Genomic DNA, 7,808 nt, shown 5'->3' on the forward strand with positions numbered 1-7,808 from the left:
ACGAGTAGAATCAACACCGTGCGCCTTGTCCACCAAATTTAAACCGGACAGCAGTGGCTCAAGGCCTGGGATGACGGAGATGGGGGGACCCGTGCTTCAGTGAGCGACTTCAGGAGCGTTTGACTTGCAAGCAGGCCGAGTTAAGCCTCAGTCTTTGATTTCCCCGACAAGCTCCCATATGTCGACCTTCACGGCGCGGCCCTTGACGGGGGCGAGGCCGAGCGGGCGGAAGGTGAAGCGGTCGGCGACCGCGGCGCGGGTGGCGGCGCTGACCAGGATCGATGTGTTGAGCTCCTTGTTCAATCCTTCCAGCCGTGACGCGACATTGATCGTATCGCCCATCGCCGTGTACTGCTGACGCGAGATTGCGCCGAAGCTGCCGACGACGGCCGGGCCGGTGTGCAATCCAAAGCGCGTGACGAGTTCGGGGCGGCCATTCCTGAGATTGGCTTCGTTCAAGCCGTCGATCGCCGCTTTCATGGCCAGCGCGCATCGACAGCCGTGTTCGGCATGTCTGATATCGTCCACCGGGGCATTCCACATGACGAAAATGGAATCACCGAGATATTGCACGACGGTGCCGCCATGGCGTTCGGCGATCGTGTTCAGCAGTTCGAAATAGGCCGAAAGCGTGTCGACCACCTCCTCGGGCGAATGTTGTTCGGAGATGGTGGTGAAGTCCTTGATGTCGGTAAACAGCGCGGTGACGTCCTGCCGCTTGGCCCTGACGATCGTTCTTGTTTCGGGATTGACGATCCGCCGGACCACTTCACGCGGAACATAGAGGGCAAACTGACCGATGGCGTGACGGCTGGCGACCAGCGCAGTCGCCAGCGTGTTAATCTCCGATATCCACGAATGCGACTCGCCCTTCTCGCCGATATCCAGATCGCCGATCCTGCGCGCCTCGTCGGCCAGGCGATAGAGAGAGCGGCTGACCATGCGAGACAGCGCGACCGATGCGGCGACACCGGCGAGCACGAAGGCGGCGGCAACGAAAAGATTGCGCACCAGCAGCCGATTGGCCTCGGCCACCAGATCCTCCAGCGGCACGACGATGGCAGCCACGCTTCCCGTAAACAGGCCGGACACCCCGACCGGGGCGATCTGCACCAGATGGGTTTTGCCATTTAAATCGACCCGTGCCAGGCCGCCGCCGGCAAAGGCGGGATCCAGCCTGAGCCGCTCCACGGTTTCGAGGCTCGGGTCGAAACTGTTTGCCGTCGCGGCAAATGCCCCTGATGTTCTCGACCACAATGCGATGATCCTGCGCATGATATCAGGGTCGGAATGGGCGACGAGATTGCCGCCGGCATCGATGATGTAGGCCCGGGCGCGCGGCGAAATCTCACCTGCATCAAGCAGCCGGCTGACGGTCTGCAGGTGAATGTTGATGCCGATGACGACCTTGCCGTCGTCCCGCATCGGGGCTGCGATCGCCAGCGTCGGAACTTTGAGCGTTCCGGTGACATAGGGGCCGACGGAAACCGGCACGCCGTCTTGAATCACCGATTGATACCAGGGGCTTTGCCGCGGATCGAACGATGTATCCTCGACATTGCGCTCCCCGATCATCTTTGTATCGCTGTCAAGAAAACCAAGCGTCGAGATGATATCGGCCGCTGATCTTTGGGCGATTGGTCTGCGGGCGATCATTCTGATCGCGAAAGCCGTGCCATCGGGTGTGGCAAGCGTCTGGCGGACGTCGCGCCGGGCAGTATTGATCACCTGCAGGTAGGAGCCATCGGGATAGCCGGCGTAAATGCTGGTGGCGTTCGGGACGTTTCTGAGAACCTCCTGAAAGAATTGCTGTTTTGCCTTGATCTCCTCAGGCGGTGGGGAAACGAGCTGCGGCAGGGTAGTTGCCAGCGCCACCGCCTCGGTGCCGCCCTGCAGCGTATTGCGGTATCCCTCGATCAGTCGTAGGCTCATCTGGCGCATCTGCTGCGCGCCGGCGCTGACCGCAGCCTCGCTGCCGTGGTTGAACGCCATCCAGATGATCGGCGCCGACGTAAAAAGCAGCGACGAGACCACCAGGACGCCGAGATGCAGTCTTAGGGGTTTGGACCAGCGCACGCGATTTCCCCCGAAATGCGGACACGTCTCAGCACTATAGCGCAATGCCTGTTATTTGGGCCTGCTTTGCGGAGCTTTGGCAAGCGGCAACGAACATATCCGACGATGCCAGCTAACTGCTTTTTGAAGGTTTGCACAAGCTGGCGATATCAGCGCTCTCGCCCTCAAGAGAACTTGCCTCTTGCTGCACGAAGCCGCGGGGTGCCTCAGCTTTTATAATCGGGCTCGCTGCGATCGAGCGTGCGTTTCACCGCCTCCAGATGCAGCCGGGCCGACTCCGGGTCTCCTTCGCGCATCTGCCGATAGGCCGCTTCGGCGATCTCAGGCGCGACGGCAAGGACTTGGCGTCCGGTCGACAAAGCGAGCGTCTGCACTTCGCAGGCACGCTCGAGATAGTAGAGGTCGTCCCAGGCCTCGGCGATATTGGGTGCGCAGACCATCACGCCATGGTGCTTCATGAAGACGATGTCGGCATCGCCGATCGCTGCAGCGATGCGGTCGCCCTCGCGTGCATCGAGCGCCAGACCGTTGTAATTGCGGTCGACGGCCGTGCGGCCATAGAATTTCAGCGCGGTCTGCCCGGCAAAGATCAGCGGGTCGCCTTCGGTCATCGAAAGGGCGGTGGCATAAGGCATATGGGTGTGGAAGGCCGCCTTGGCGCGCGGAATGTTCTTGTGAATCCTGGCGTGGATGTAAAAGGCGGTGGCCTCGGGCTGACCGCTGCCCGACACGACGTTGCCGTGAAAATCGCAGATCAACAACATCGAGGCCGTCAGTTCGGCGAAGGCATAGCCATAGGGATTGACGATGAACAGGTCGTCATAACCGGGAACCACTGCCGAGAAGTGGTTGCAGATCCCTTCCTCCATGCCGAGCCGCGCCGCCATCCGGAAGCAGGCGGCCAGATCCGCGCGGGCCTGCCAGATTTCTTCCGTATCGAGTTTCGGCTGGTTGGGCCCAGTGGCGGGCGAGGGGGTCGTGTTCAGCGAGTGGGCCATGAGATCGTTTCAGATTGGTGTCGCGGAGAGGGCTATTCGAATTACGCCCGCATGATCCTGGCATCAAGCCCACTGGAGCGAAACACGCAGCCGATTGGCATGGAGCCCCGGCTCGGGGCTTGGAACGACGAAGGGTGCAGGCTAACTGCTGATAAAGAAATCGCGTCCGGCATAGTCGATTTTAACATAGGCGAGCCGTTCAGCCTCCTTGGGCAAGGCAAGCGCAAAGGTTACGCCTTCCTGCTTCAGGATCATCCGTCCCTGCAGCTTGTCAGCCTCCAGCGCTCCCAAATAAAGATGGCTGCCGAGCTCGGTGATCTGCCCGGTCGTTTCACTGGTGGACGGCGATGCCCATTCAATCGATGGTACCAATTCCCTATCGCGCTCGCTTCGCGACATGTATTCACCGAACCTGCGGACTTCGTTCAACGCCTTTCGCGTGAGCAAGACTTTCATATCATGATCCTCCGAACCCCTGACGTTGAGTTCCGATGGGCCTGGATGACAGAGGTCGGCGGCGCCTTTTCGCACTTTCCGGACCCCTGCAGCCGACGTGGGGCCTAGGGTTTGGGCCGCAGCCGCCAGACGCCAGTATATATTCGCCGCCGCTGATGGAAAAGAGACCGCGTCTTACCGCGGGAACTCGGCATCATGGACGCTTTTCAATGCGTCGCATCCACCAAGCTCTTTTGCAGCGTTCGCCGCCCAATCCTGCACCTGCCGTTCGGAAAGCGGGAGGTCAGGGTCTCCATTCTGAGCGAGAAGCTTCAGGCTTGCTCCCTCCAACTTTGCGATCGTCTCTTCGACGTCCGAATAGATCTCGGTTCCCGGAGAACAGCCCTGCTTTTGGATATATCCCAAAAATCGTGGACGCATCGGCGTGGGCTCCGCTCCGCAATATTTCTCCGCCAGCACATGGATCATCAGCGCATAGTCGATGCCCATGAATCGCGTCTCGAGTGGCTCGTTCGGCTCGATCCTGTTTCGGCAAAAATCTGGAGATGCGGCATTGGCGGCAACGAGCGGCACGCAGGTCAATATTGCAGCGCCGAGGTAACGAAACAAAGCACTTTCCTTCCCACATTTTCCAGGCGCTACGAATTATATTGTTTGGGAACGAGGCCATCGAGCAGGAAGTCGAGGCCTTTGTTGAAGGCGCCCTCCCAGTCATTGTCCAGCAGCAGCCGGGAGCGTTCGATTGTCGGGTAGTGCTGGCTGAGACCTGTGAGGCGCTGCTGCGCGGCGGCTCTGTCCTCGTCGGAAAGCTCGAAGCTTGCCCGGGTGGTGGTGGCGCCGATCACATAGTTCCAGAGCGACCAGATCGCGACGTTCAGATCCGCGTCCGCCACGCCGGCTCTGGACAGGGTGCTGCTCAGCAGTTCCAGGCGAAAGAGGATGTTGGGGCCGAGCGCCCGGCGCGGCAGCAGTGCTGCCGACCACGGATGGCGCAGCATGCCGGCGCGCCAGTCTGCAAGCATATGAACGACGTCTCCGCGCCAGTCGCCGGCCTCACCCAATGGCGCCGGGCCGCGATATGCGAGCACCGCATCGAGCGCCAGATCGAAGACCTCCTCCTTGTTGCCGACGTGCCAATAGAGGCTCATCGCACCCGCGCCGAGCCGATCGGCCAGCCGGCGCATCTTCAATCCGTCCAGCCCTTCGGCATCCAGCAGTTCGACCGCGGTCGCCACGATCCGTTCCAGCGAGAGGGGCTGTTCACTGCGCGGCTCCGGCCCGGATGGAGGAGAGACGTTACGTTCAGACCGCTTGCTCTGTCCGCCGCTGCGTTTGGCTGCCATGCATTTTCCCCAAGCCCGGCGCATCAAATTTGATGCCACCGGCTTTCGGCCCTTGTTTCGTGCATGTCGTTAACCCGGAACCGTTGCAGTTCCGAGCGACATGCATTCGCTGATCGAGAGCGTCGATTTAAGCCGACAATGCGTTGAATGTCGATCCTGACGGATTGACTCGTACAACGTACGATGCAAGTTAATCGTACGTTGTACGAGTCATCTCGTATTGGCGACAGATCAACGTTCACTCGTGCAGACGGCGGCGAGGTGGCCCGCCGTCCTCAACGCCCAAGAGAAAATCATGTCACGCGCAATCAAGCACCTGCTCATTGGAGGGCTCATCATCATGACCACTGGAATTCCGGCTGCGGCGACAGCCAACGCGAACGATCCCAAGCTTCAGATCGTCAATCCGAAAAACCTCTACGACCCCACGCCGAACGGCTACAGCACGGCCGTGATCGTGCCGCGGCAAGGCCGGCCGGCCTATATCTCCGGTCAGGGCGGCCAGGACGGCACCGGGGCCTTGTCGCCCGATTTCGCCGTCCAGGTGAAGCAGGCCTACGCCAATTTGCGCAGCGCCCTCGATGCGCTTGGCGCCAGGCCCAACCAAGTCGCCAAACTGACGGTCTTCGTCGTCGATCACGATATGTCGAAGCTTCAAGTGTTGACCGAGAACGTCAAGGAGATGTTCGGCGCAGCGCTGCCGGCGCAGACTTTGATTCCGGTTCCCAAGCTGGCGATCGAGCCGATGCTGTTCGAGGTCGAAGCCGTCGTCGTTTTGGACTAGCGCTGGGACAGGCGCAGCACTTGATCAGGCTGGAACGGTTTGCGGAAGCGTAGACCGCTCCCAGCCGGAAGTTTGATTTCACTTCCACGCAGCCGCGCTGTATCCTGGTCCATTGCCGTGATGCGTGGCGGCACATGGAGAGGCGGGTCGAACATCGGCCTGGCTCTTCAGGCGCAGGTTAGTAGCAAAAACAACCAATCGACGTATCGAAAAGATCGCGCGTTTTGGAAATCAGTGCGCAACCTCGCGGCGTTTTTCGAGGGGCTGCCTCTAAGGAGGTATGCAATGACACTCGCCACATCAGCAGTACGCCTGATCACACTTGGGGCGATCTCCGTCTGCACTATCGTTCGAACCGACGCCCATGAAGCAAAGAGCGGCTGGATCTATCCTCCGGCGTGCTGCAGAGCTCAGGGTCTGGTTGGAGATTGCCAGGCCATTCCCACTCAGGGCATCAGTCGGGGGCCTCGCGGCTTTTCCGTCTTCCTGCATCCGGGGGACCACTACCTCGCGACACAGCCACACCTGTTCTTCATCCCGTATGGGGACGAAATCCCCTCCGGAGATGGCCGGTATCATATCTGCCTGCATCCGACGGAAAACGACGTAAACTGCTTCTTCTCGCCGCCTGACAGCTCCTGACCAGCTTTGCAAGCGGGGCCGGCTACTGGCGCGGGCTCTGATGCAAGCTCGCCCTTGTTTACGCGCCCGATCGACAAACCGCTTCGCACTTTTCCTGGAATGGCTCCGGTGGCCGTCAACCCACCTTCGGCTGCCCGGGGATCTGCGCGTAAGCCAGCAGAATGGCCTTGATCAGGCCCGGAAAGCGTTCGTCCAGCTCGGCGCAGCGGGTTTGATTGTGCATCTCGATACCCTGGCGCTCGCTGAGGATCAGCCCGGATTCGCGCAGCACCTTGAAATGGTTCGACAGCGATGACTTCGGGATGACGCGGTCGCCGAGCTGGGCAAGCGCCGAACAGGTGCCGCCACCGGAAGCGCCGGCAAGCTGCGCGTAGATCGCAACGCGCTCCGGATCCGAAAGCGCATAGAGGATCGCTTCGGGCCGGATATCTTCCAGGGCTGGGTGAAACAGCGGTCTCATGAATTTTATATAGCGTCCCTTGACATTAAGATCAACAGTTCCGAATTTCTGAACTACGGAACAGGACCGCCAATTCCGGCGGCAGTCCGGATCAGAAGGATTGAGATATGGCTAAGCTCACGGGAAAGGTCGCTGTGGTCACGGGGGCCTCCAAAGGCATCGGCGCTGCGATCGCCAAGGCATTCGCGGCAGAGGGTGCACAAGTGGTGGTGAATTACGCCTCGAGCAAGGCCGGAGCGGACGCCGTGGTTGAGGCGATCGGGGCCGCCGGCGGCAAGGCCATCGCGGTGCAGGGCGATGTTTCCAAATCCGAACAGGCGCAGGGCGTGGTCGATGCCGCGGTCAAGGAATTCGGCAAGCTCGACGTGCTGGTCAACAATTCCGGCGTCTATGAATTCGCCCCGATCGGCGAGGTGACCGAGGAGCAGTATCGCCGCATGTTCGACGTCAACGTTCTCGGCGTTCTCCTGACCACCCAGGCGGCTGCCAAGCATCTCGGCGAGGGCGGCAGCGTCATCAACATCTCCTCGGTGGTCACCAGCCTGGGCTTGCCGGCATCGGCCGTCTACACCGGCACCAAGGGCGCCGTCGAGGGCATCAATAGCGTGCTTGCCAAGGAGCTTGGCCCGCGCAAGATCCGCGTCAACGCCATTCTGCCGGGCATGGTCGAGACCGAGGGCACCCACACGGCCGGCGTCATCGGCTCGGATTTGCAGCAGACCATAGTCGCCCAGACGCCGCTCGGCCGCATCGGCCAGCCAGACGATATCGCCGACATCGCCGTCTTCCTCGCGTCCGACGATGCCCGCTGGCTGACCGGCGAACGCCTGGTCGCCAGCGGCGGTTTCCGCTGAGATGTAAGTGAAAAGCGCGCGCTGCTCGAGCGCGCGCATATTCGGACACCGGTCCACCCACCCTCCGTCGTCCTCGGGCTTGCCCCGAGGACCCACGCCCGGTCTCCTCGGTTGTGACCATGGATTCCAGGCTCAAGGCCACTGGTGTCCGGTTTAATTCGTCACCATTGGAGGCTCATCTGGTGGGGACTGTGT

The 7,808-nt window shown here is 60.9% G+C and carries 9 protein-coding genes; 3 read left to right on the forward strand and 6 right to left on the reverse strand.

What is annotated here, in order from left to right:
- Positions 1-147: 147 nt before the first annotated feature.
- The 5 genes from ATY29_RS31655 to ATY29_RS31675 form a co-directional block, all read right to left on the reverse strand.
- The gene (locus ATY29_RS31655) at positions 148-2,076 is read right to left on the reverse strand and encodes an adenylate/guanylate cyclase domain-containing protein (RefSeq protein WP_097537497.1); all 1,929 of its coding nucleotides are present in this window, start codon (positions 2,074-2,076) and stop codon (positions 148-150) included.
- Positions 2,077-2,282: 206 nt separating this feature from the next.
- Entirely contained in the window at positions 2,283-3,074 is a 792-nt protein-coding gene (locus ATY29_RS31660) for an aldolase (RefSeq protein ID WP_097537498.1), read from the reverse strand.
- 141 nt (positions 3,075-3,215) lie between these two features.
- A complete protein-coding gene (locus ATY29_RS31665) occupies positions 3,216-3,530 on the reverse strand; it encodes a hypothetical protein (protein ID WP_003569626.1) in 315 nt (104 codons plus the stop codon).
- A 174-nt stretch (positions 3,531-3,704) separates the two neighbouring features.
- The gene (locus ATY29_RS31670) at positions 3,705-4,019 is read right to left on the reverse strand and encodes a hypothetical protein (RefSeq protein WP_244597481.1); all 315 of its coding nucleotides are present in this window, start codon (positions 4,017-4,019) and stop codon (positions 3,705-3,707) included.
- Between the two features lie 149 nt (positions 4,020-4,168).
- Entirely contained in the window at positions 4,169-4,873 is a 705-nt protein-coding gene (locus tag ATY29_RS31675) for a TetR/AcrR family transcriptional regulator (RefSeq protein ID WP_097537500.1), read from the reverse strand.
- A gap of 295 nt (positions 4,874-5,168) precedes the next feature.
- Between ATY29_RS31675 and ATY29_RS31680 the strand changes: the two genes are divergently transcribed.
- The gene (locus ATY29_RS31680) at positions 5,169-5,657 is read left to right on the forward strand and encodes a RidA family protein (protein ID WP_097537501.1); all 489 of its coding nucleotides are present in this window, start codon (positions 5,169-5,171) and stop codon (positions 5,655-5,657) included.
- A gap of 285 nt (positions 5,658-5,942) precedes the next feature.
- Positions 5,943-6,299: a hypothetical protein gene (locus tag ATY29_RS31685; RefSeq protein ID WP_097537502.1), complete on the forward strand. Its 357-nt coding sequence runs from the start codon at positions 5,943-5,945 to the stop codon at positions 6,297-6,299.
- Positions 6,300-6,414: 115 nt separating this feature from the next.
- Here the strand turns inward: ATY29_RS31685 and ATY29_RS31690 are convergent, their stop codons facing one another.
- Positions 6,415-6,759, reverse strand: coding sequence for an ArsR/SmtB family transcription factor (locus tag ATY29_RS31690; protein ID WP_097537503.1), 345 nt, complete (start codon positions 6,757-6,759; stop codon positions 6,415-6,417).
- A gap of 107 nt (positions 6,760-6,866) precedes the next feature.
- Here ATY29_RS31690 and ATY29_RS31695 point away from each other — a divergent pair, with 107 nt between their 5' ends.
- On the forward strand, positions 6,867-7,613 hold the full coding sequence (locus ATY29_RS31695; protein ID WP_097537504.1) for a glucose 1-dehydrogenase: 747 nt from the start codon (positions 6,867-6,869) through the stop codon (positions 7,611-7,613).
- Positions 7,614-7,808: the final 195 nt, after the last annotated feature.

The sequence above is a fragment of the Rhizobium hidalgonense genome (assembly GCF_002914525.1).
In the GTDB taxonomy this organism is placed as follows: Bacteria; Pseudomonadota; Alphaproteobacteria; order Rhizobiales; family Rhizobiaceae; genus Rhizobium; species Rhizobium hidalgonense.

Bases quoted from the DNA above. Each gene is read 5' to 3' on its own strand.
- ATY29_RS31695 (WP_097537504.1), top strand. From the start codon at position 6,867: ATGGCTAAGCTCACGGGAAAGGTCGCTGTGGTCACGGGGGCCTCCAAA.
- ATY29_RS31675 (WP_097537500.1), bottom strand. From the start codon at position 4,873: ATGGCAGCCAAACGCAGCGGCGGACAGAGCAAGCGGTCTGAACGTAAC.
- ATY29_RS31680 (WP_097537501.1), top strand. From the start codon at position 5,169: ATGTCACGCGCAATCAAGCACCTGCTCATTGGAGGGCTCATCATCATG.
- ATY29_RS31690 (WP_097537503.1), bottom strand. From the start codon at position 6,759: ATGAGACCGCTGTTTCACCCAGCCCTGGAAGATATCCGGCCCGAAGCG.
- ATY29_RS31685 (WP_097537502.1), top strand. From the start codon at position 5,943: ATGACACTCGCCACATCAGCAGTACGCCTGATCACACTTGGGGCGATC.
- ATY29_RS31660 (WP_097537498.1), bottom strand. From the start codon at position 3,074: ATGGCCCACTCGCTGAACACGACCCCCTCGCCCGCCACTGGGCCCAAC.
- ATY29_RS31665 (WP_003569626.1), bottom strand. From the start codon at position 3,530: ATGAAAGTCTTGCTCACGCGAAAGGCGTTGAACGAAGTCCGCAGGTTC.
- ATY29_RS31670 (WP_244597481.1), bottom strand. From the start codon at position 4,019: ATGGGCATCGACTATGCGCTGATGATCCATGTGCTGGCGGAGAAATAT.